Raw genomic sequence first — 19,077 nt, forward strand, 5'->3', positions numbered from 1 at the left:
CCAAACCCCCGGGATATTTTACGTCAGAAGAAGTCAATGCGACACGCGGGATTTCTTCTGACCCGAAATATCCCCGCCGGAGGCACGATCCAAAGGATCGTTCCCACGCGGAGCGGCCCGCCGAAAAAGAGGGCGCACCCGCGCCCCCTATTCAAACCAGCAGAACGGATACTCCAGTTTCCGACTGTTCAGACAATCGCCTTCTTCAGATCCTCGACCAAGTCCGTACGCTCCCAGCTGAAGCCGCCATCGGCATCCGGCGCGCGGCCGAAATGGCCGTAGGCCGCGGTGCGCTGGTAAATCGGCTTGTTCAGGTCAAGATGCGATCGAATGCCCCGCGGAGTGAGATCCATCACCTTGCCGACGGCCGCTTCGATTTCCGCTTCGCCGACCACGCCGGTGCCATAGGTATCCACATAGATCGAGAGCGGATGCGCCACGCCAATGGCATAGGAGAGCTGCAACGAGCAGCGCTCGGCCATGCCGGCAGCGACGATATTCTTGGCCAGGTAGCGCGCGGCATAGGCAGCCGAGCGGTCGACCTTGGTCGGGTCCTTGCCGGAGAAGGCGCCGCCGCCATGGGGGGCCGCACCGCCATAGGTATCGACGATGATCTTGCGCCCTGTCAGGCCGGCATCACCGTCGGGTCCACCGATCACGAAAGTGCCCGTCGGGTTGACCCACCATTCGGTCTTTTCGGAAATCCAGTCGGTCGGAAGAACCTCGCGGATATAAGGCTCTACGATGGCGCGGATGTCGTCGCTCGTCTGGCTCTCGTCGGCGTGCTGGGTGGAGAGCACGATCGATGTTACCTCGACCGGCTTGCCATCCTCGTAGCGGATGGACAGCTGGGACTTGGCATCGGGTCGCAAGCTCGGCGCCTCGCCTGCCTTGCGAGCCTCCGACAGCCGCCGCAGGATCGCGTGCGAATACTGGATCGGGGCTGGCATGAGTTCCGGCGTCTCGGTCACAGCGTAGCCGAACATGATCCCCTGGTCGCCCGCGCCGTCGCGGTCAACGCCCTGAGCGATATGCGCAGACTGCTCATGCAGGAAGTTCAGCACCCGGCAGGTGTTCCAGTGGAACTGCTCTTGCTCGTAGCCGATATCCTTTATGCAGTCGCGCGCGATCTGGCTGATCGAGCCCATATAGGTCTTGAGCCGTTCCTCGTCGGAAAGGCCCACCTCGCCGCCGATCACGACCATGCCCGACGTTGCAAAGGTCTCGCAAGCTACGCGGGCGGTTGGCTCCTCGGCGATGAACGCGTCCAGCACGGCATCGGAAATCCGATCACAGACCTTGTCTGGGTGGCCCTCCGACACGGATTCGGAGGTGAAGATATAACTCTTTCGGGACATGATTGCTCCATTACGTCCAAATCTGGTGCCACGCCAGGAAGCCGTTGTGGCAAAAGAGAACACATATTCTGCTGCTCGGTCGGCGTCAACCAAAATGCGTTTTCCGGGAAAAGGCCACGAGCGAAAAGAAGAGCACCGCGAGAAACAGGAATACGGGCAGATCCGCGTGCTGCGCGTAAAAAGTCGGCGCAAGAGGCGCCGGCAAAACGACATCCAGTTTCCCGGCCCGTCCCATGGGCAGCGCGGCGATCACGCGCCCATAAGGGTCGATCGCAGCGGAGATGCCGGTATTGGCCGCCCGCAGCATCGGCAGCCCTTGTTCCACCGCCCTGAGCCGGGCCAGCGCCAGATGTTGCCACGGTCCGGCAACCTGCCCGAACCAGGCGTCGTTGGTGATCTGGACCAGCCAGTCCGCCCGTCCCGGTGCACGCGCGATATCGTTGGGAAAAATCGCCTCGTAACAGATCAGCGGCAGCACCTGCCCCGCCGTCCCAAGATTCAGAAGCGCCGGCCCCGGACCGGCCGTGTAGCCGCCCGTCTCGTTGGCCGCGAGGCCGAAGACGCCCCAGCGGGCAAAGACATGCATCAGCGGCATGTACTCCCCAAAAGGTACGAGATGGTGCTTGTCGTAGCTGTCTTCCACCGTCCCATCCGGAGCCAGCACGGCCATGGTGTTGAACCAGGCACCCTCGGCGCTCTGCTTCTGCAGGCCAACGAGGATCTGCGCGCCCTGCGCTGCCTCCGCCATCTCGGCAAAGGCCGGTTCGGCATATTGCAACAGCCATGGAATAGAGGTCTCAGGCCAGATGATTACATCGGGACGCTTCTGGCCCGGCACCGGATCCACCGATGTCAGGTCGAGCTGGCGCTGGTAGAAAAGCGGCACGAGGTCCGGATCCCATTTCTCGTGCTGGGGCGCGTTGGGTTGCACCAGACGGATCACCTGTGCCGGCTCGGCGGGGACCACGGGTCCGGGCGGCAGCCGGAAATGCCCATATCCCGCCGGCAAGGATGCCAGAGCCGCCCCGGCAATCACGCCCAGCACCGCGCGCCGTGCCCCGAACAGCGCCGGCATGGCAGCCGCAATCAGCGTGAACAAGGTCAAGCCATGGGCGCCTGCGAGGGCGGCGAACTGCATCTGCGGTGCCCCGATCCAGATATGGCCGATCAACACCCAGGGAAAGCCAGTGAAGAGGAAGGAACGCAGGATCTCCGCGCCTGTCAGCAACAGGACCAGCCAGCCAATGCGCAAGACCCGCCTTCGGCCGAACCGCGCCGCCAGCCCGAAGGCCGCCGCCCAGAACAGCGCCAGCCCGCCGGCCAGAAATACCAGCGCAAAGGGCGCCATCCAGCCATGCCGCGGCAGATCCACCAGGAACGGTTCGACAATCCAGAACAGGCCACCGGCGAAATATCCGGTCCCGAACGCCCAGCCCCGCCAGGCCACGACCTGCCAGCGCTCGGGCAATGTCAGCAGGGCAATCGCCACGGCGAGGGCCGCCAGTGACAGCCAGGCCCAGCCGAGCGGCGCCTGTCCCGCAGCGCAGAGCAAGCCCAGCCCGAATGCCAGCGAAAGTCCGCCGCGTCGGGACTGGACCGTCCTCTCAAGATTCATCCAGACGCGCCTATTCCGCCGCCGGCCGCATCGGCGCCGATCCCGGCAAGCGCACGCGCAACCGCTTGATGCGCCGCGGATCGGCGTCGATCACTTCGAAAAGCGTGCCGGAAGGGTGCGGGATCACCTCGCCGCGCGCGGGCACGCGGCCTATTTCCATGAAGACCAGCCCGCCCAACGTATCGACATCTTCCTCGTCCTCGGCATCGACGAGTTTCAGGCCGATCTCGGCCTCGAATTCCTCCAGCGGCGCCTTGGCGAAAGCGAGGTAGCAGCCCGGCCGTTCCTCGGTCCAGAACGCCTCCTCCTCGCTGTCATGCTCGTCCACGATCTCGCCGATCACCTGCTCGATCAGATCCTCGATCGTCACCAGCCCGTCGACACCGCCATATTCGTCGATCACCAGCGCCATGTGCCGCCGGTCCGCCTGCATCTTCTGCAGCAAGACCCCGATAGGCATCGAGGGGGGCGCATAGATCAAGGGGCGCAGCATCGCACGCAGATCGAAATCCTCCGAATGCTTCCCGTTGAAGCCATGCCGCAATGCGACATCCTTGAGGTGGACCAATCCGATCGGGCTGTCGATCGTGCCATCGTAAACCGGAAGGCGGGTATTGCCGCTTTCCCGAAAGGCTTCGATCAACGCGTCCAGGTCGATTTCCACCGGCACGGCCACGATCTCGACGCGCGGAATGGCAACGTCTTCCACCCGCATGCTGCGCAGGTTGGCCATCCCTCGGGGCGTTGTTTCCGGCACATCCGTCTCCGGACCGTCGACAGCCACCTTGGCCTGTTCCGATAGAGCGGCCTCACCGCCGGTGAACAGCCCCGCAATCCGGCGGAGCATCCCCTTTCTCGGGGTTATCTGGGTTTCCTGCGCGCAATGCGCTGCGCTAGGAGAACCGTCGGCTGTGTCGCCCATCTTACCTTTCCAAAATGATCGGCCTCGGCCGGATAGCCCTAATATGGGTCCGGCAGACCGAGTTTTCCAAGTATCTCAACCTCGATCCGTTCCATCAAGACCGCATCTTCGTCAGATATGTGATCATAACCCAACAGATGTAATAGGCCGTGAACAACAAGATGGCTGACATGTGCCTCGAACGGCTTGTCTGCTTCAACCGCTTCCCGGTTGCAGGTTTCCCATGCAAGCGCGATATCGCCGAGAAAGGCCGGCTCGCCGGGGAAATCCGCTTCGGGCAGGTATGGCTGGCCACCAGGATTGTCGGCCGAAAGATCCTCGGAGGGCCAGGATAGCACGTTGGTGGCCGTTTCCTTGGCTCGGAAATCGGCGTTAAGCAGCTTAATTCGGGCATCATCCGTGGCCAGAACCGCAACCTCGGCCTCCTCCGGCAATTCAAGGTGGCGCAAGCTCGTCCGCACCGCGCGCTCGGCCAGTTCACGCAAGCCAATCACCTCCCATGCCTCCGCCTCGATCACGACATCAACGATTGTCTCCATGGCCCCTCTCGGCATCAAACCGACAGGCCCATAGCAACATGCCCACGCAAGGTCCACGCAATTCAAGCGCCCACGCTCCAATTCGGTCAAGGGAATATGCCGGCCTTACGTTTCCCCCCGAAAAGGAGAGCTCCGGATAAAAACAGCAAATACTCGCCCGATTTCTTCTGACGACAAATATCCCGGGGGAGGCGCTCGAGAGAGCGCGTGGGGGCAGCGCCCCCATCCACCTACTCACACCAGCGCGGAGGGCTCAGCCCTGCGCGTATTCCACGTCATAGGCATCAATAATCTTGGCCACCAACGGATGACGCACGACATCCTTGGAAGTGAAATAGTTGAAAGCGATCCCGTCCACACCCTTGAGCAGCTTCTCGGCCTCCATCAACCCGCTCATCACCCCGCGCGGCAGGTCCACCTGCGAACGGTCACCGGTGACCACCATGCGCGAGCCGTCGCCAAGCCGGGTCAGGAACATCTTCATCTGCATCGTCGTGGCGTTCTGCGCCTCGTCCAGCACCACCGCCGCATTGGCAAGGGTACGCCCGCGCATGAAGGCCAGCGGCGCGATCTCGATCTTCTTCTCTTCCTTGAGCTTTGCCACCTGCTTGCTCGGCAGAAAATCGTTCAACGCATCGTAAAGCGGCTGCATGTAGGGATCGACCTTCTCCTCCTGCGTGCCAGGCAGGAAGCCGAGTCGCTCGCCCGCCTCGACCGCCGGACGGCACAGGATGATCCGGTCGACATGGCCGTTGATGAACAGGTTCACAGCCACCGCGACGGCGAGATAGGTCTTGCCCGTACCCGCCGGGCCGATACCGAAACAAAGCTCGTTGCTGGTCAGGCTGCGCACATAGGCCTTCTGGGCGGCGGTGCGCGGCTCGACGATCTTCTTGCGGGTCTTGATCTCGACATGGCCGCCTTGGAACATCTCCAGTTGGTCGCCCGCGCGCGGCGCAGCCTTGTCCTCAAGCGTACCGAGCCGAATCGCTCCGTCAATATCACCGGGTTCCAGCGAGCGCCCCGCCTCCAGCCTTTCATAAAGCTCCTGCAGGATCACGGCACCGCGCGCCCGGCTCTCACCATCCCCGATCAATGCCAGCTGGTTGCCCCGGCGAATGATCTGGAGGCCAAGCTGATGCTCGATCTGCGAGAGGTTGCGGTCGAACTCTCCGCATAGCTCGACCAGCAGGCGATTATCGGGAAACTCCAGAGGCGTTTCGATGATCTCTTCGGCTCTGGTCGGATCGGTCAGGGCGCTGATTCCCAAAAATGCGACTCCACTGCTCGTGTGATCTTTGTTCCATGCTGCCGGGGCTTTGAGTTTCTGGCAAGCGCCTCGGGGCAAAAATCATCTCTGTGACACAAAATAGACGGCACCACACCGACAGATACCGTAGATATTGTGCTACCGCGCTATTGCGCGGGACGCTTACCCCGGGGCTGGCACGCCCCTGCCCGAGCCGCGGATTGTTCGGAATACGTCAAAAATACATGAAAACAAACAGGAAATAGATCGTTTCCATATGTGCCGCTTCACAAATTCGGCTCAAAAGTTAAGATCGGCAAGATATTCGTGGAATTTCGTGCAAGTCCTTGGGGGCGGCACCAATTTGCCGTGCGGACTGCTCGTTGAAAACTGGAAGGACGGAATCTATGAAAAAGACGATTATCGCCGCTCTCGTGACCGGCCTTGCACTACCGATGGCATCGGCGGCCCTTGCCGACAGCCTGGATTCTCCCGTGGACAACAACCCGCACCAGATCAACGTGAGCTGCTACCGCGGCGCGTTCACCAATGTCGTCGCATGGGACCGCCCGAACCCGGTATTCATCGAGGATCTGGTCGAGATCGGCTATAGCTATCCGGAAGCCGCCTCAATCGGAGAGCGGATTTGCCGCGACATCCGCGGCGTCCGCGATGGGGAACACAGGATCAACGCCCTGCGCCAGATCCTTCGTGAGAGCCCGCCGCGCCGCTGATGCGGCTCTATCGCTCCTGAAACGTTTAGACGAAGGCGCCGCGCAAACGCGGTGCCTTTCTTTGGTTTCCGATACACGGCGAAAGGCTCCGCCATTGCAAGCGATGGCTGCGTAGCGTGAATTACCCGAGCAGCGTACCGCCGAGCGAATTCGGCCCGCTTTCGGTGATCCGCACGCGGGCGAGCGTACCGACTGGCACGTCGCATTGCACATGGACCGCGTGAAGGTGATCGGATTTGCCGACCATCTGCCCCGGCAAGCGTCCGGCCTTCTCGAACAGTACCCCAACCTCGCGACCGACCATCGCGTCCTGCGCCGCGCGCTGTTGCGTCGTCAGCAGGGCCTGAAGCCGCTGCAGCCGGTTATCGGCGGCCGCCTGATCCACCAGCGGACGTTCGGCGGCCGGCGTGCCCGGGCGGGCGGAGTATTTGAACGAGAAGCACTGGCCGTAATTCACCGCCTCGACCAGATCCATCGTCGCCTGGAAATCCTCTTCGGTCTCCTCCGGGAAGCCGACGATGAAATCGCCCGACATCAGGATATCGGGCCGTGCCGCGCGGATACGTTCGATCAGGCGGAGATACTCCTCGGCCGTATGGCCCCGGTTCATCCGCTTCAAAATCCGGTCGGAGCCTGATTGCACCGGCAGGTGCAGGTACGGCATCAGCTTCTCGCAATCGCCATGGGCGGCGATCAGGTCGTCTTCCATGTCGTTCGGGTGCGAGGTGGTGAAGCGGATCCGGTCCAGCCCGTCGATCTCGGCCAGCCGCCGGATGAGCCGCGCCAGCCCCCAATCCTCGCCGCCTTCCTGCCCGTGATAGGCATTCACGTTCTGGCCCAGCAGGGTGATCTCGCGCACGCCCTGTTCGACCAGCCCTTCGGCCTCACGCAGAACACGGGAGACAGGGCGGGAGACCTCGGCACCGCGCGTATACGGCACCACGCAAAAGGCACAGAACTTGTCGCAGCCCTCCTGCACCGTCAGGAAGGCGGTCGGGCCGCGCTTCGCCTTGCGCCCCTTCGGCAGGTGGTCGAATTTCAGCTCCTCCGGGAAATCGGTATCGAGCGCCTTCTCGCCTTGCTGCGTCTTCGCCTCCATTTCCGGCAGGCGGTGATAGCTCTGCGGGCCGACCACGAGGTCCACCATCGGCTGGCGGCGCATGATCTCTGCGCCCTCGGCCTGCGCCACGCAGCCCGCCACTCCGATCTTCAGATCGGGATTGGCGGCTTTCAGCCCCTTGTAGCGGCCAAGCTCGGAATAGACCTTCTCTGCCGCCTTCTCGCGGATATGACAGGTGTTGAGCAGGATCATGTCGGCGCCCTCGGGGCTGTCGACCTGCTCATAGCCCTGCCCGCCCAGGGCCTCGGCCATGCGCTCGCTGTCATAGACATTCATCTGACAGCCATAGGTCTTGATATAGAGCTTCTTGGGCGCGTCGCTCATCGGGTCACTCTCCTGATCGCTGGCGGGCGGCATAGCGCAAGCGGACGCGCACCGCAACGCCGCAGCCCCCATTGCGCGGAACCCCGCATTAACCCTACTGTGCGATCACAGACCGAAAAGGCATCCCCCGGCAGGCCCCATGCAGTTCCGAGACATAGACCATTTCCTCAAAGAGCGCGCGGACGTGCTGGCCCGTGGCCCCGTTGCCGTGGTGCTGGCCGAGGACGCGGTGGAACTGGTCTCGACATTGGAGCATGTCCTTAAGATCGGCTTCCGCAGCTCCATCCTGCTGCATCCGCCCAACGTGCGCCCACCCACGGTGCTGCATGACAATGTCTATTACATCCCCAACGACCCGCATCGCGACGACGCGCTGAGCCAGCCGATGAACCGCCTCATCGCCGCCGCGCCGGCGGGCACGTGGATGCATTACTGCTACAATGCCGAGTACCTGCATTTCCCCTTCTGCGAGAGCCGGACTGTTGGCGAAATGCTGACCTTCCACACCGAGGAGCGGCGGGACGCGATGCTGACCTATGTGGTCGATCTTTACGCGACCGATCTCGGCGCCCACCCCAACGCCGTCTCGCTGGAGGACGCGCATCTGGACCGGGTGGGCTATTTCGCGCTGGAACGCCCCGGCGAGGGCGGGCCGAAAGAGCGCCAACTCGATTTCCACGGCGGGCTGCGCTGGCGCTTCGAGGAGCACGTGCCGAAAGCGCGCCGCCGGATCGACCGCATCTCGCTCTTCCGCACGCGCCCCAGCCTGAAATTGCGGACGGATTTCACCTTCGACGACGAAGAATACAACACCTATTCCTGCCCCTGGCATCACAATCTGACGGCGTCGGTCTGTTCCTTCCGGACGGCCAAGGCGCTCAAGCTCAACCCCGGCTCGAAACACGATATCCGCAGCTTCTGCTGGCACAACTCGGTGAAGTTCGAGTGGTCCTCCCGGCAGTTGATGGAACTGGGGCTGATGGAACCGGGGCAGTGGTTTTGAAGCGACGAGAAATCCGAGCGGTTTCGACTGGGAGCCTTGTCATGGTCAGGAAGCTAGTCGCGCTGAACCCGCAAGGCGGTACAATAACGACCATTCTCAACTGCATGGTTTGGGCGGGTTGTTTCGGTCCGCACTGGATACAAGGCCAACCTATTCGTGAGTTGTAGGGATTCTCAACCGGATCTGTTAGATTGTTAACTGCCGCGGCGAACAAAGAGCACGGCAGAAACAGGGGGAGCCCCAATGACTAAGGTTGTTGTGACACATGCGGTCGGGAACATGGATACATGGCTGGGCGGAGGAGAAGTGCGGACGAAAACCTTCTCCGGCTTCTGTTCGGGCCACCGGATTTTCAGGCACTCCGACCAGGATCGCGTGTCAATCATCTTTGAAGACGTGGATCTGGAAAAGATGAAGACCATACTCGGATCGCCGGAGGCCGCAGCCAGCAAGGCACAGCACACGGTGATTGACCCGATCGAAATTTACATAGAGGTCGAAGGCGGCGCCTGAGCTTCTGATCGGGGCTGGTGAATTTCTGAGTGCTCGGCATCTCTTGCACATGACCGCAGGTCACGAAGGTGGGTACCTGCCGCGTTCCACGGTGGCAAAGGCATGGCGGGCTGGCGTTTTGGATACGCCCGCGCGTCGCTCAAGCCTTGTCAGGATTTGCCATGATAAACCGCCCTGAACGCAGGTCAAAGCGCCACCCCACGGGCAGGCTCGCGCCCGGCTGCAGTTCAGAACGATAGAAAGCTCGGATTACTTCCGACGCAGGCGGATCACCACGTCCACGCTGGCGATTTCCGCGCCCTCGGGCGCATTCGGCAGGCGGGAGATTTCCAGCTCGGAGGCCGGCGCATCGCTGAGCGACTGGCTGTCCTCCCAGTAGAAATGCGGGTGGTCGGCCGTGTAGGTGTCGAAATAGCTCTTGGTGCCGTCCACGGTGATCTCGCGCATAAGGCCCGCGTCACAGAAGGCCTTGAGCGTGTTGTAGACGGTGGCCAGCGAGACCTTCTCGCCGGTTAACCGGCTGGCCTCGAACAGGCTTTCGGCGGTCACGTGGCGGTTTTTGCCGTCCCCGATCAGCAGCGTCGCCAGCGAAAGCCGTTGCCGCGTCGGGCGCAGCCCTCCACGTTCGAGCCATTCCGATCCGCGCTGAGTTTCCGTAGTGGACATGATATCGCTTTTCTGTTCCCGCCAGATTGCTTGAATATGACCATTTTGCCTCGGATTTCAATTGAAAACGGCCCCCATAAAGCCGCGCCTCCCCACCCGCGTCCCCCTTGCGCCGCGCGCATGGGGGGTGATAGTGAGCGCCAAGCACGCTGATGGCGCATGGGAGGCAGGCATATGGCTGACAGAAAAACGCATTTCGACAAGGAAGACCTGCTGGCCTGTGGCCGCGGCGAGATGTTCGGCCCGGGCAATGCCCAGTTGCCGCTTCCGCCGATGCTCATGGCCGACCGGATCACCGAGATCTCCGAGGATGGTGGCGAGTTCGGAAAGGGCCATATCGTCGCCGAGTTCGACATCGATCCAGATCTGTGGTTCTTCCCCTGCCATTTCCCCGGCAACCCGGTCATGCCCGGCTGCCTTGGCCTCGATGGCCTCTGGCAACTTACCGGCTTCGGCCTCGGCTGGCGCGGCATGAAGGGCCAGGGTTTTGCCATCGGCGCGGGCGAGGTGAAGTTCTCCGGAATGGTCCGTCCAACGACCAAGATGATCACCTACAAGATCGACTATACCCGCATCATCGACCGCAAGCTCAAGCTGGGTGTGGCCAATGGCAAGGTGTTCGCCGACGGCGAAGAAATCTACAACGTGACCGGGCTGAAAGTCGGCCTGGCCGAAGCTGAATCCTGATCTGCAAACGATCTCAAGGAGATCCATCCATGCGTCGCGTCGTCGTCACCGGGCTGGGCATCGTGTCCCCGATCGGCAATTCCGCCGATGAAGTCACCGCCAACCTGAAAGCCGGCACCTCCGGCATTTCCTTTGACGAGGCGATGGCCGAACATGGCTTTCGCTCGCAGGTCTCCGGCAAGCTGAAGATCGACACCGCCGAGCATATCGACAAGCGCACCCTGCGCTTCATGGGTCCCGGCGCCGCCTTTGCATATATCGCCATGAGCCAGGCCATTGCGGATGCGGGGCTGGAAGAGAGCGACGTGGTCAACGTGCGCACCGGGCTGGTCGCGGGCTCCGGCGGGCCGTCGACCTCGGCCATGCTGGCCGCGCATCAGACCGTGCTGAAAACCGGCGCGACCAAGCGCATCGGCCCCTTCGCGGTGCCAAAATGCATGTCCTCCACGATCTCGGCCAACCTCGCGACGGCCTTCAAGATCAAGGGCATCAACTACTCCATCACCTCGGCCTGCTCGACCTCGCTGCATTGCATCGGCAACGCCTCCGAGCAGATCATGATGGGCAAGCAGGACGTGATGTTCGCCGGCGGCGGCGAGGAGCTGGACTGGACGCTCAGCTGCCTCTTCGACGCGATGGGCGCGATGTCCTCCAAGTATAACGACGCGCCGGAAACGGCCTCGCGCGCCTTCGACGCCACCCGCGACGGTTTCGTCATCGGTGGCGGCGGGGGCATCGTCGTGCTCGAAGAGCTGGAGCACGCAAAGGCGCGCGGCGCCAAGATCTATGCCGAGGTGACGGGCTTTGCCGCCACCTCCGACGGCCATGACATGGTCGCTCCCTCCGGAGAGGGCGGCGAGCGCGCCATGCGCCTTGCGCTCGAAACCATCCCCGAGGGCCGTAGCGTTTCCTATATCAACGCCCACGGGACCTCGACGCCCGTCGGCGATGTGGGCGAGATCGAAGCGGTGCGCCGCGTCTTCGGCGAAGGCTCCACGCCGCCGGTCTCCTCGACCAAGTCGATGACCGGACACGCTCAGGGGGCCGCCGGCGCGATGGAAGCCGTCTTCTGCCTGCTGATGCTCAAGAACGACTTCATTGCGCCCTCGATCAACGTCACCGAGCTGGACCCGGCGTTGAAGCCCGAGGAAATCGCCACCGCGCTGGTGGAAAATGCTGGCCTCGATACGGTAATGACCAACTCCTTTGGCTTCGGTGGAACCAACGGGTCCATGTTGCTCTCGAAATATGGCGGATAAATTTCATGGCTGATTTGATGAAGGGCAAGCGGGGCCTGATCATGGGCGTCGCCAATGATCGCTCCATCGCCTGGGGCATTGCCAAGGCGATGGCCGGCGAAGGTGCAGAGCTGGCATTCACCTACCAGGGCGAAGCGTTCGGCAAACGCGTCGGACCGCTTGCCGAGTCGATCGGTTCCGACATCCTGATCGATGCCGACGTGATGGACGATGCCTCGCTGGACGCGGCCTTTGCAGTTCTCAAGGAGAATTGGGGCAAGCTGGACTTCCTCGTCCACGCCATCGCCTATTCCGACAAGAACGAGCTGGGCGGTCGGTTCATCAACACAAGCCGTGAGAATTTCCGCAATTCGCTGACCATCTCCTGCTACTCGCTGATCGACGTCGCCCGCCGTGCGGCGCCGCTGATGCGCGAAGGCGGCACGATCCTGACGCTGACCTACCAGGGCTCCAACCGCGTGACGCCCTATTACAACGTCATGGGCGTGGCCAAGGCTGCGCTGGAATCGGCAGTCCGGTACCTTGCGAACGATCTCGGCCCGGACGGTATCCGCGTGAACGCCATCTCGCCGGGCCCAATGAAGACGCTGGCCGGAGCCGCGATTTCGGGTGCCCGCGCCACCTTCCGACACACCGATTCCAATGCGCCGATGCGGGCCAACGCCACGCTCGACGCGGTGGGCGGCACAGCGGTCTATCTCGCCTCCGATGCCGGGGCCTGCACTTCGGGCGAGATTATCCATGTCGATGGCGGTTACCACGTTCTGGGCATGCCGCAGCCGGAAAACCTCTGAGACCGTTTCCGATCGCCCGCCTCTGGTGACACGCGGGCGTCAGGCGTTGAAGCAGACTTCCCGCCGGCCGGCGGGGGTGGCCGCGCACCTCTGGTGCGCGGCGGTTGCACTTCGCCCGTAACGACAACTCCAGCATCCATCCGGCTAAAGCTTCAAGCAATGCTCCGCGCCGCGAAGCGGCGCCATCGCCGCTCGAGCTCTGCTCGGCGGCAGTCCCCCTCGTTGCCACGAGCCATAACGATTTGGGCAGTGTCGAGCTGCCACGTATCGGCATGAAGGCATAACAAGTCGCAGCCGAAGCAAAAGCCCGACACCGCATTACCGAGCGCGTGGCGGCCCCTCTGGCGGGCGGTTCACCAGCGCCTCGATCTCGACCATCACCGCTTCCGGCAGCGGTCCGAATTGCAGCGTGCGTGCGTTTTCCTCGGCCTGCGCAACGGTGCGGAAGCCCGGGATCGGGCAGGTATTCGGGCTCTTTGCCCAGATCCATCCAAGCGCGCCCTGCGCCACGCTGCGACCGCCGGTTTGCAGCAACTCCTTCACGCTTTCCAGCATGTCGAGCACTTCCGGCACCACCTGCCCGCCTTGGAAATATTCCATCCAGTCGAAGGAATTGGTTCGAATATCAGATGGTTGCAGCGTCGTGCTTGCCGTGTATTTCCCCGAGAACACGCCCATTGCCATTGGCATCCTGTTGACCGATAGCAGCCCGTGCGCCTCGATCGTGGCCAGCACGGCGCTGGCCGGCACCCAGAGGTTCATCGTGTGCTGGACGGCCGTGAAGCCCGGCCAGTCGGCATAGGCCGCCGCCGAATCCGGGAAGTCCGTGCTCCAGCCGAAGCTGCCGATCTTTCCCGCCGAACGCGCGGCCTCCAGCGCGTCGAAGATCGGGGCGGCCTCCTCCGGCGTCATCTCGTTGAGATGCAGGAAGATCATGTCGACGTGATCCCGCCCCAGCCGCCGCAGGCAGCCTTCGATCTCTTGAACAGCCTCTTCGCGAGTTGCCACGTTCCCCGTCACCTGCTTTGATTTCGCGTCGAAGAGATTGCCGATCTTGGTGGAGATGACCACGTCTTCGCGCCCTTTCAGCGCCGCGCCGAGAACGACTTCCGAGTGCCCCGCGCCATAGACGCTCGCGGTGTCGAAATATCGCGCACCGGCATCCAGCGCGGCGTGGATCGCCCGGATTGACTCGCCATCATCGACCTCCCCCCAGCCAAGGGGCGCGTCCTCGGCCCAGAATGGCCCACCAATTGCCCAGCATCCCATGCCAAGTCGCGGATTGTTGTTGAGATCCAGTGTCATGAGGTGTCTCCTCTCGATAACTGGCTGCACAATGGGAGGAGTCGCATGCGACTGGAAGGAAAAACCGCTATCGTGACCGGGGGCGGCTCGGGTTTCGGCGCAGGCATCGCCCGCCGCTTCGCCGAGGAGGGCGCGCGCTTGATGGTCGCCGATATCAACGCCGAGGCCGCAGAGGCCATCGCGGCGGAGATCGGCGGCATCGCCCAACCGGTCGATGTGTCCAAAGGCGAGAGCGTCGCAGCCATGTCCGAGGCCGCCATCGCCGCCTTCGGCACGGTCGATATCCTCGTGAACAATGCCGGCATCACCCACCTGCCCGCGCCGATGGAAGACGTGACAGAGGAAGATTTCGATCGCGTGCTCGCGGTCAATGCCAAGTCCGTCTACCTGACCGCGCGCAGCTTCGTGCCGCATATGAAGGCCAACGGCGCAGGAGCGATCCTCAATGTCGCCTCCACCGCCGGCGTGTCTCCCCGCCCCCGCCTCAATTGGTACAACGCCTCAAAGGGCTGGATGATCACCGCGACCGAGGCCATGGCGGTCGAACTGGCCCCCCATGGCGTGCGGGTGAACGCGCTCGCCCCGGTGGCGGGCGAAACACCGCTGCTTGCTTCCTTCATGGGTGAGGATACGCCCGAGATGCGGGCCAAGTTCCTTTCCACCATTCCCCTCGGCCGCTTCTCCACGCCGCAGGACATGGGCAATGCCGCCCTCTATCTCTGCTCGGACGAGGCCAGCATGATCACAGGCGCCGTGCTGCGCGTCGATGGTGGACGCTGTATCTGAGCAGACAGGTACAAGCATGAAACCGGGCAAGCGCAACCTGATCACCGATGTTCCCGGCCTTCTGGTCGGCAATGCCAAGGATGAGACGCTGAAAAGCGGCGTGAGCGTGTTGCTTGGCACGGAGCCCTTCACCGCCGCCGTGCATGTGATGGGCGGCGCGCCCGGCACCCGCGAAACGGACCTGCTGGCCCCGGACAAGACGGTGCAGCAAGTCGATGCGCTGGTGCTCTCGGGTGGCTCGGCCTTCGGGCTGGATGCGGCCTCCGGCGTGGCAGACGCGCTGCGCGCGCAGGGGCGCGGCTTCGCCGTCGGCGATCAGCGCGTGCCCATCGTGCCGGGCGCGATCCTGTTCGACCTGCTCAATGGCGGCGACAAGGACTGGACCGAGAATCCCTACAAGAAGCTGGGTACAGCGGCGCTGGCCAATGCGGCGGAAGATTTCGCACTGGGCACCGAGGGCGCGGGGACCGGGGCGACGACGCGCAGCCTCAAGGGTGGGCTCGGATCGGCCTCGCTGGTGCTGGATTGCGGTATCACGGTCGGCGCGTTGGTGGCGGTGAACGCGCTCGGCGACGTGACCGGCAATGGCCCGGAATTCTGGGCCGGCCCCTGGGAATTCGGAGAGGAGTTCGGCGGCCTGGGTCCCGTCCGCCGGCATGATTCCGGCGCGGAGCCCGGTTTCAAACACGGTCAGGCCACCACCATCGCCATCGTCGCCACAGACGCTGCCCTGAGCCAGGCCGAAGCGCAGCGCATGGCGACCGCCGCCCATGATGGAATGGCGCGCGCCATCGTCCCCTCGCACACGCCCTATGACGGCGATCTCGTCTTCACCGCCGCAACCGGCGCCCGCGCCCTGCCAGATCCGATCCTGTCGCCCATGGCGCTCGGCCACGCTGCGGCCACCTGCCTTGCCCGCGCAATCGCCCGTGGCGTCTATTCAGCGCGCCCGGCAGCCGCAGATCCCGTGCCCTGCTGGGCGCAGAAATTTCGCCCCGAGGAGCAGCCTTGAATTGAGCCTTCCGCGCCAATCCTCTAGCATCTCTGGGTATCCTTTGACCGGAGCAATCATGAAACGCCTTTTCCTCGCATCGGCTCTGGCCGTGTTGGCACCGGTCACGGCTTCAGCCGACGAGATCCTCGAAACGCTCGATGCCGCGCGCGCGGCCTACGAGGCCGGCCAAATGCAACAGGTGCTGGACGAACTGGCCTACGCGCAGCAACTCGTGCGCGAGATGAAGACGGCCGGCCTGACCGATCTGCTTCCTCCCGCACCGGAAGGCTGGGACCGCAAGATCAACACAGATATGGGCACCGCCATGGCCATGTTCGGCGGTGGCGTGGGCGCCGAGGCGACCTATTCCCGAGGGCAGGACAGTTTCACCATCCTGCTGATGGCGGACAATGCCATGGTACAGGGCTTTGCCGGAATGCTCGGCGCGGCGGGGATGCTCGTCGGAAAGCAGCAACGTATCGGAGCCCAAACCTTCATCGAACAGGAGGGCGAACTGACTGGACTGGTCGATAATCGCATCCTGGTCCAGGCCAGCGGCGCACCGCTCGCTGTCATGCAACCGATCCTCGAACAGATGGATTTCGACGCCATGGCCGGTTTCGGCCGCTAGGGCGCTCCGCCCTCGCTTGCCGGAACGCTCGGCTGTTTCCACGCCGCGCCAGCGACGCCCCCCCAATGGGTCAAGATGCGCCAGCATCGCGCCCCGAGGGGGTGCCCCCTCTCAGCCTTCCGCCATGGCGAACAGGCGCTGCATCATCGGGCTTTCGGGATCGCATAGCGGGTCGATCACGTCGAAATGGTGACAGCCCTCGGCAACGATCAGTTCCGCCTTGATCCAGGCATCGGCCATCCGGATCGCCTGGTCGACAAAGACAGGCCGCTCGGCGGACCCCACTTCGATCTCAACCGCGCAATTCGGCTCCGGATAGAAGATCGGGCTCTCCGTCTCTGCCTCCGCCGCATCGATCCTGAGATCGCCATTCATCGGCAGCATGATCAACGGGTTCAGATCGGCGAGTGGCGAGATCGGCAGGATCCCGGCAATCCGCGCCCGCACCGCGTCCGGCAGGTCCACATCCGGACAAACCATCCGCATCGTCAGGTGCCCGCCCGCCGAATGCCCCGAGATCAGGATCGGCCCGTCCACGCGCGCCGCCGCGGCTTCAAGCGCCTGGGCGATCGACCGGGTGATCTCCGAAATACGGGCTTGCGGCGCCAGCGGATAGGACGGAATCGCCACCGCCCAGCCACGCGCAACCGCCCCTGCCGCAAGGTGAGACCAGTCCTTGCGCCCGCTGATCCGCCAGAACCCGCCATGTATGAAAAAGAAAAGCCCTTTAGGCTCGCCTTCCGGCAGGAACAGGTCAAAGCGCTGCCTCTCGCCTGCCCCGTAGGCAACATCAAGTTTCATCCGCTCCGCCGGCATGAACTCCCGGAAAGCTTCCGCCGCCGTGGCCCAGCGCTCGAAATAGCTGTGCCCATCGGGAATGAAATCGGCCTGGTCATAGGCGGTCGGGTCGATCATCGGAGACTCCTTGCAGCTTTCGAACGACATAGGCGCTCTCGCCCCGCCGCACCAGCCCCGCCCCGTGCCACCGATCCGAGGATAAATACGCGGAGATTCACCAACTGTAATATTCCTGTTGCGAAACTGCTCCAAAGCTCGCCTGACAAATAAACCCAACAGGGGGCAAGCATGAAAAAGCTTCTCGCATTTTCCTCGGTTCTCGCGCTGATCGCCGGCACAGCGCAGGCCGAAATGAACTTCAATCGGATCGCATCCTTTGCGACACCCGACAACATGCCCTCTGGAGAAGACAGGTCCCACGAGACCTCTGCCGAGATAATCGCCGCCACGCCCGACGGCATGACGCTGGTCTATACCGACATCCCGCTGGAGGCGCTCGGCCTGATCGACATCACCGACCCGGCCAACCCGGCCTCGCTCGGAAACATAGCGCTTCAGGGCGAGCCGACCTCGGTCGCCATCATCGGCAACAATGCCTTTGCCGGTGTGAACACGTCCCAAAGCTATACCGTCCCGTCGGGCCACCTGGCCGTGCTCGACATCGCAACTCGCGAGATCATCGGCACCTGTGACCTCGGCGGCCAGCCGGACTCCATCGCCGCGGCCAAGGACGGCTCGTTCATTGCCGTCGCCATGGAGAACGAACGTGACGAGGATGCAGGCGACGGCCGCACCGGCCAGATGCCGGCGGGTTTCGTGGTGCTGCTGCCAACAGCCGAGGCTGGCATCGATTGCGAAGGCAAGAAAGTCGTTGAGATGACGGGCCTGGCCGAGATCTCTCCAGAAGATCCGGAGCCGGAATTCGTCGACATCAACTCTCTTGGCGAGACCGTCGTCACGCTGCAGGAGAACAACCACATCGCCGTGGTGAACAAGGAGGGTGAGGTCATCGCCAATTTCTCCGCCGGCTCCGTGGACCTGAAAAACATCGATATCCCCGAAGAACGCGCCGTGACCTTCGAGGGCGAGCAACTGGGCCGCCTGCGCGAACCCGACGCCGTCAAATGGCTCGATGACGATCACTTCGTCATCGCCAACGAGGGCGACATGGATGGCGGCTCGCGCGGCTGGACGATCCTCAACAAGGACGGCACAGTCGTCTACGAGAGCGGCACCTCTTTCGAGTATGCCGTCGCCGAGATCGGCCACTACCCGGAGAAGCGTTCCGGCAACAAGGGCGTCGAGCCGGAATCGGTCGAGATCGCCACTTACGACGGCACGCCCCTAATATTCATCGGTGCCGAACACGCTTCGGTCGTCGGTGTCTATGACGCCACCGATCCGAAGAACCCGGTGCTCAAGCAACTCCTGCCCTCGGGAATTGGGCCAGAGGGTTATGTCGCCATTCCACAGCGAAACCTTCTGGTTTCCGCCAACGAGGTTGACCTTGTCGAGGATGGCGGCACCCGCGCGCATGTGATGGTGTTCGAACGTGCGGAGGGTGAAGCCCAATACCCGATGCTCACGTCAAAGGGCTTGAGCGAGCCGAATGGCGTGCCGGTGAACTGGGGCGCGATCTCGGGCCAGGTGGCGGATCCCGAACAGCCCGGCATCCTCTACGCCGTGAATGGCCTGTGTGGATGGCTCCTGCATTGCAAGAGATTTCTGTGGTCGCGATGGTCTGTCAGTACAGTCGTGTGTCCGGCCTGTTAGTGTGGCG

General features: G+C 63.1%; 18 protein-coding genes, 1 pseudogene and 1 riboswitch. Of the genes and pseudogenes, 10 read left to right on the top strand and 9 right to left on the bottom strand.

Going from position 1 to position 19,077, the window contains the following annotated elements:
* Nucleotides 1-188: 188 nt before the first annotated feature.
* From metK to BLR85_RS21140, 5 genes are all read right to left on the bottom strand, one after another.
* On the bottom strand, nucleotides 189-1,358 hold the full coding sequence (metK, locus tag BLR85_RS21120) for a methionine adenosyltransferase (RefSeq protein ID WP_093161978.1): 1,170 nt from the start codon (nucleotides 1,356-1,358) through the stop codon (nucleotides 189-191).
* A 3-nt stretch (nucleotides 1,359-1,361) separates the two neighbouring features.
* Nucleotides 1,362-1,414: riboswitch (SAM-SAH riboswitch) on the bottom strand.
* A gap of 29 nt (nucleotides 1,415-1,443) precedes the next feature.
* A complete protein-coding gene (gene lnt, locus BLR85_RS21125; protein WP_093161981.1) occupies nucleotides 1,444-2,973 on the bottom strand; it encodes an apolipoprotein N-acyltransferase in 1,530 nt (509 codons plus the stop codon).
* Between the two features lie 10 nt (nucleotides 2,974-2,983).
* On the bottom strand, nucleotides 2,984-3,895 hold the full coding sequence (locus BLR85_RS21130) for a hemolysin family protein (protein WP_093161984.1): 912 nt from the start codon (nucleotides 3,893-3,895) through the stop codon (nucleotides 2,984-2,986).
* A 38-nt stretch (nucleotides 3,896-3,933) separates the two neighbouring features.
* Nucleotides 3,934-4,434: an rRNA maturation RNase YbeY gene (ybeY, locus tag BLR85_RS21135; protein WP_093161987.1), complete on the bottom strand. Its 501-nt coding sequence runs from the start codon at nucleotides 4,432-4,434 to the stop codon at nucleotides 3,934-3,936.
* A 253-nt stretch (nucleotides 4,435-4,687) separates the two neighbouring features.
* On the bottom strand, nucleotides 4,688-5,704 hold the full coding sequence (locus BLR85_RS21140; protein ID WP_093161990.1) for a PhoH family protein: 1,017 nt from the start codon (nucleotides 5,702-5,704) through the stop codon (nucleotides 4,688-4,690).
* Nucleotides 5,705-6,090: 386 nt separating this feature from the next.
* Between BLR85_RS21140 and BLR85_RS21145 the strand changes: the two genes are divergently transcribed.
* Complete coding sequence (locus BLR85_RS21145; RefSeq protein WP_093161993.1) at nucleotides 6,091-6,417, top strand: hypothetical protein; 327 nt, start codon at nucleotides 6,091-6,093, stop codon at nucleotides 6,415-6,417.
* Between the two features lie 121 nt (nucleotides 6,418-6,538).
* Here the strand turns inward: BLR85_RS21145 and miaB are convergent, their stop codons facing one another.
* Nucleotides 6,539-7,861 carry a tRNA (N6-isopentenyl adenosine(37)-C2)-methylthiotransferase MiaB gene (gene miaB, locus BLR85_RS21150; protein WP_093161996.1) on the bottom strand — a complete coding sequence of 441 codons (1,323 nt, stop codon included), beginning with the start codon at nucleotides 7,859-7,861 and terminating at the stop codon, nucleotides 6,539-6,541.
* Nucleotides 7,862-8,000: 139 nt separating this feature from the next.
* Here miaB and BLR85_RS21155 point away from each other — a divergent pair, with 139 nt between their 5' ends.
* Together BLR85_RS21155 and BLR85_RS21160 are read left to right on the top strand one after the other, a co-directional pair.
* On the top strand, nucleotides 8,001-8,864 hold the full coding sequence (locus BLR85_RS21155; protein WP_093161998.1) for a hypothetical protein: 864 nt from the start codon (nucleotides 8,001-8,003) through the stop codon (nucleotides 8,862-8,864).
* Between the two features lie 243 nt (nucleotides 8,865-9,107).
* On the top strand, nucleotides 9,108-9,377 hold the full coding sequence (locus BLR85_RS21160) for a hypothetical protein (RefSeq protein ID WP_093162001.1): 270 nt from the start codon (nucleotides 9,108-9,110) through the stop codon (nucleotides 9,375-9,377).
* A 249-nt stretch (nucleotides 9,378-9,626) separates the two neighbouring features.
* On the opposite strand, the gene irrA is transcribed toward BLR85_RS21160, so the two are convergent.
* Nucleotides 9,627-10,043: an iron response transcriptional regulator IrrA gene (gene irrA / locus BLR85_RS21165; RefSeq protein WP_093162004.1), complete on the bottom strand. Its 417-nt coding sequence runs from the start codon at nucleotides 10,041-10,043 to the stop codon at nucleotides 9,627-9,629.
* A gap of 174 nt (nucleotides 10,044-10,217) precedes the next feature.
* Here irrA and fabA point away from each other — a divergent pair, with 174 nt between their 5' ends.
* Genes fabA through BLR85_RS21180 form a run of 3 tightly spaced genes read left to right on the top strand, consistent with a single transcriptional unit; the run spans nucleotide 10,218 to nucleotide 12,783 of the window.
* Nucleotides 10,218-10,730, top strand: a complete 513-nt coding sequence (gene fabA, locus BLR85_RS21170) for a bifunctional 3-hydroxydecanoyl-ACP dehydratase/trans-2-decenoyl-ACP isomerase (RefSeq protein WP_093162007.1) — start codon at nucleotides 10,218-10,220, stop codon at nucleotides 10,728-10,730.
* A 29-nt stretch (nucleotides 10,731-10,759) separates the two neighbouring features.
* Entirely contained in the window at nucleotides 10,760-11,989 is a 1,230-nt protein-coding gene (gene fabB, locus BLR85_RS21175; RefSeq protein ID WP_093162010.1) for a beta-ketoacyl-ACP synthase I, read from the top strand.
* A gap of 5 nt (nucleotides 11,990-11,994) precedes the next feature.
* On the top strand, nucleotides 11,995-12,783 hold the full coding sequence (locus tag BLR85_RS21180; protein WP_093162013.1) for an enoyl-ACP reductase FabI: 789 nt from the start codon (nucleotides 11,995-11,997) through the stop codon (nucleotides 12,781-12,783).
* A 318-nt stretch (nucleotides 12,784-13,101) separates the two neighbouring features.
* On the opposite strand, the gene BLR85_RS21185 is transcribed toward BLR85_RS21180, so the two are convergent.
* Nucleotides 13,102-14,088 carry an aldo/keto reductase gene (locus BLR85_RS21185; RefSeq protein WP_093162016.1) on the bottom strand — a complete coding sequence of 329 codons (987 nt, stop codon included), beginning with the start codon at nucleotides 14,086-14,088 and terminating at the stop codon, nucleotides 13,102-13,104.
* Nucleotides 14,089-14,133: 45 nt separating this feature from the next.
* Here BLR85_RS21185 and BLR85_RS21190 point away from each other — a divergent pair, with 45 nt between their 5' ends.
* From BLR85_RS21190 to BLR85_RS21200, 3 genes are read left to right on the top strand one after another with little or no spacing between them, the layout of a single operon-like run.
* Entirely contained in the window at nucleotides 14,134-14,874 is a 741-nt protein-coding gene (locus tag BLR85_RS21190; RefSeq protein WP_093162019.1) for a glucose 1-dehydrogenase, read from the top strand.
* 16 nt (nucleotides 14,875-14,890) lie between these two features.
* Nucleotides 14,891-15,886, top strand: a complete 996-nt coding sequence (locus BLR85_RS21195; protein WP_093162021.1) for a P1 family peptidase — start codon at nucleotides 14,891-14,893, stop codon at nucleotides 15,884-15,886.
* Between the two features lie 58 nt (nucleotides 15,887-15,944).
* Entirely contained in the window at nucleotides 15,945-16,499 is a 555-nt protein-coding gene (locus BLR85_RS21200; protein WP_093162024.1) for a hypothetical protein, read from the top strand.
* Between the two features lie 111 nt (nucleotides 16,500-16,610).
* Here the strand turns inward: BLR85_RS21200 and BLR85_RS21205 are convergent, their stop codons facing one another.
* On the bottom strand, nucleotides 16,611-17,414 hold the full coding sequence (locus tag BLR85_RS21205) for an alpha/beta hydrolase (protein ID WP_093162033.1): 804 nt from the start codon (nucleotides 17,412-17,414) through the stop codon (nucleotides 16,611-16,613).
* A 171-nt stretch (nucleotides 17,415-17,585) separates the two neighbouring features.
* Between BLR85_RS21205 and BLR85_RS21210 the strand changes: the two are divergent.
* A pseudogene (locus tag BLR85_RS21210) lies at nucleotides 17,586-18,986 on the top strand (esterase-like activity of phytase family protein); the annotation flags it as partial.
* Between the last annotated feature and the right edge of the window lie 91 nt (nucleotides 18,987-19,077).

This window comes from Aliiruegeria lutimaris (assembly GCF_900099935.1).
GTDB lineage: Bacteria > Pseudomonadota > Alphaproteobacteria > Rhodobacterales > Rhodobacteraceae > Tropicimonas > Tropicimonas lutimaris.

Bases quoted from the DNA above. Each gene is read 5' to 3' on its own strand.
- fabA (WP_093162007.1), top strand. From the start codon at position 10,218: ATGGCTGACAGAAAAACGCATTTCGACAAGGAAGACCTGCTGGCCTGT.
- BLR85_RS21190 (WP_093162019.1), top strand. From the start codon at position 14,134: ATGCGACTGGAAGGAAAAACCGCTATCGTGACCGGGGGCGGCTCGGGT.
- lnt (WP_093161981.1), bottom strand. From the start codon at position 2,973: ATGAATCTTGAGAGGACGGTCCAGTCCCGACGCGGCGGACTTTCGCTG.
- BLR85_RS21130 (WP_093161984.1), bottom strand. From the start codon at position 3,895: ATGGGCGACACAGCCGACGGTTCTCCTAGCGCAGCGCATTGCGCGCAG.
- fabB (WP_093162010.1), top strand. From the start codon at position 10,760: ATGCGTCGCGTCGTCGTCACCGGGCTGGGCATCGTGTCCCCGATCGGC.
- BLR85_RS21195 (WP_093162021.1), top strand. From the start codon at position 14,891: ATGAAACCGGGCAAGCGCAACCTGATCACCGATGTTCCCGGCCTTCTG.
- BLR85_RS21145 (WP_093161993.1), top strand. From the start codon at position 6,091: ATGAAAAAGACGATTATCGCCGCTCTCGTGACCGGCCTTGCACTACCG.
- miaB (WP_093161996.1), bottom strand. From the start codon at position 7,861: ATGAGCGACGCGCCCAAGAAGCTCTATATCAAGACCTATGGCTGTCAG.
- metK (WP_093161978.1), bottom strand. From the start codon at position 1,358: ATGTCCCGAAAGAGTTATATCTTCACCTCCGAATCCGTGTCGGAGGGC.
- BLR85_RS21155 (WP_093161998.1), top strand. From the start codon at position 8,001: ATGCAGTTCCGAGACATAGACCATTTCCTCAAAGAGCGCGCGGACGTG.
- BLR85_RS21185 (WP_093162016.1), bottom strand. From the start codon at position 14,088: ATGACACTGGATCTCAACAACAATCCGCGACTTGGCATGGGATGCTGG.
- irrA (WP_093162004.1), bottom strand. From the start codon at position 10,043: ATGTCCACTACGGAAACTCAGCGCGGATCGGAATGGCTCGAACGTGGA.
- ybeY (WP_093161987.1), bottom strand. From the start codon at position 4,434: ATGGAGACAATCGTTGATGTCGTGATCGAGGCGGAGGCATGGGAGGTG.
- BLR85_RS21180 (WP_093162013.1), top strand. From the start codon at position 11,995: ATGGCTGATTTGATGAAGGGCAAGCGGGGCCTGATCATGGGCGTCGCC.
- BLR85_RS21205 (WP_093162033.1), bottom strand. From the start codon at position 17,414: ATGATCGACCCGACCGCCTATGACCAGGCCGATTTCATTCCCGATGGG.
- BLR85_RS21160 (WP_093162001.1), top strand. From the start codon at position 9,108: ATGACTAAGGTTGTTGTGACACATGCGGTCGGGAACATGGATACATGG.
- BLR85_RS21200 (WP_093162024.1), top strand. From the start codon at position 15,945: ATGAAACGCCTTTTCCTCGCATCGGCTCTGGCCGTGTTGGCACCGGTC.